Raw genomic sequence first — 1,189 nt, 5'->3', positions numbered from 1 at the left:
TCGTTTTCAGTGCAATAAGTGACGGTACGAAAAGCTAGCACTGGCGCGGAGGTGGTGTTGGTAGATCGTTGATTTCATTGACTTTCCTGTTCACTTTCAAATCTGCGATTCGTGGCGTCAAACCGTGATCGGTTTCATCCGTTGGTGCCAGTTATCGGTGCTCCCTGCCGCGAGGGCAGGATTTGGTCGGCATAACGGTCAACAGGAAAGCGGAACACGCCTCGCAGGTTGATGCTTTCCAGCCTGGTGGGAGCAATTTTTCCGATCAGTTCCGGTGGAATGACCTGGCGGCGGTTCGACCAGCGATCCAGGACCGCCTGCATCTGTGAGGTATTCCACGCCATCACGATGTTGGCCATCAGGCTCAACGCATCGGCCACAGCCTGCATTTCATCGACACGTTTGGCCTGCGCCGGGCTGATCCGGCCGGTATAAATGGCGCGCTTGAGGGCGTTAACAGCCTCGCCCCGATTGAGCACCCGGCGCAACTCGTTCCTGAAAGCGTCCTTGACAAAGTAGTCAGCCAAAAACGCCGTACGCAGCAACCGCCCCAATTGCACGCCAGCCTCATAGATTGGATCGCCCTGGGCGGCAGAACCGAACCGCGCAAGAGCTGCCACCGCACTGGCATGTCCGCTCATGACCGAGGCTGCCAGGTGCACCGGGCTGTCCCAATGCTTTTCGATCAGGGCATCCACCGAAAACCAAGGGCCGTGCACGCTACTTGCTGGTGATCGAACAGTGTCTTCTCCCGCCCGTACAGCGTGCGCAGCGAAGCCACATCAGGGGTGGCAATGCCAAGTTCCTCGCTCAAGTGGCGCCACAGGGCGACGGGAACCACCCGAAAGGCATACAGCAGGCGGCCACTCATGCGCAAAAACCCGATATGCAGCGCCAGACCGAGCTTGTGGGCGTCACCCCGGCGCGCATTGATTGCCTCGCGCTCTGCACCATCGAAGGTGAAAAACGCCTTCATCTCGAAGTCACTGATATCGCGGGGCAGCTCACGCATCCCCAAAAACGTCGTTTGCCAGTCCTGCATCGTGAACCCCATTAGTGGGAGGCCACGATACCCGTTTGAGAAGTGAACAGGAAAGCCAACAGAATCAACGATCTACCAACACCACCCCCGCGCCAGTGCTGGGTTTGCGTACCGCCAGTTATTGCACTGAAAACGAGGGGACCCCTT

Annotated in this window: 1 protein-coding gene and 1 pseudogene; both read right to left on the bottom strand. The window is 58.1% G+C overall.

All coding sequences use genetic code 11. The features are described 5' to 3' along the window. Positions 1-134 precede the first annotated feature (134 nt). Positions 135-692, bottom strand: a pseudogene (locus tag F7R11_RS27195) (Tn3 family transposase); the annotation flags it as partial. Continuing rightward, the gene (locus F7R11_RS27390; RefSeq protein WP_232357567.1) at positions 686-976 is read right to left on the bottom strand and encodes a DUF4158 domain-containing protein; all 291 of its coding nucleotides are present in this window, start codon (positions 974-976) and stop codon (positions 686-688) included. The pseudogene F7R11_RS27195 and the gene F7R11_RS27390, both read right to left, overlap by 7 nt. Positions 977-1,189 lie beyond the last annotated feature (213 nt).

It is taken from the genome of Ralstonia insidiosa, from assembly GCF_008801405.1.
In the GTDB taxonomy this organism is placed as follows: Bacteria; Pseudomonadota; Gammaproteobacteria; order Burkholderiales; family Burkholderiaceae; genus Ralstonia; species Ralstonia insidiosa.
The sequence above is the reverse complement of the archived record's forward strand: the minus strand, read 5'-3'. Positions and strand labels throughout refer to the sequence as shown.

Bases quoted from the DNA above. Each gene is read 5' to 3' on its own strand.
- F7R11_RS27390 (WP_232357567.1), bottom strand. From the start codon at position 976: ATGAAGGCGTTTTTCACCTTCGATGGTGCAGAGCGCGAGGCAATCAAT.